Below are 534 nucleotides of genomic sequence, written 5' to 3' on the forward strand. Positions count from 1 at the left end.
CTCTAGAACCTAGATGATATAACACTTGATTTGTCACACATTTTTTTCCGTTAGGGGTATTCCACAACTCAATCATATCTTCCGTATCAAAATTAGAAACTCCCCATCTTGCAATTTTGCCATCCTTGCGCAGTTTCTCCATTCCTTCAATCGTTTCTGCCAAAGGAACACGGCCTCTCCAGTGTAAAAGATACAAATCAAGATGATCTGTTCCTAATCGTTTTAGACTATTTTCACATGCGCTTTCAATCAAATCTAACCCGGAATGATGAGGATATACTTTCGAAACTAAAAAGACTTTATCTCTACGCCCCTTGATTACCTCACCTACCAAACGTTCGGAATCGCCATTTCCGTACATTTCAGCCGTATCTATTAGCTTCATGCCTAGTTCTATTCCAAGTTGCAAAGCTTTGATTTCTTTGTTTTTCGATTGAGGATTTTCACCCATGTACGATGTTCCTTGACCAATACTTGGAAGAAAGGTTCCATCAGGTAAGGTTACTACACGTTTTTCAAGTGAATGCTTCATTC

1 protein-coding gene is annotated in these 534 nt (G+C 39.0%); it reads right to left on the reverse strand.

What is annotated here, in order from left to right; all coding sequences use genetic code 11:
- Positions 1 to 532: aldo/keto reductase (locus ABHN01_RS25590; RefSeq protein ID WP_429877882.1), on the reverse strand; the 532-nt coding region annotated here is incomplete at its 3' end.
- Positions 533 to 534 lie beyond the last annotated feature (2 nt).

Source organism: Fictibacillus sp. NRS-1165 (assembly GCF_050468105.1).
GTDB classification, from domain to species: domain Bacteria; phylum Bacillota; class Bacilli; order Bacillales; family Fictibacillaceae; genus Fictibacillus_C; species Fictibacillus_C terrinigri.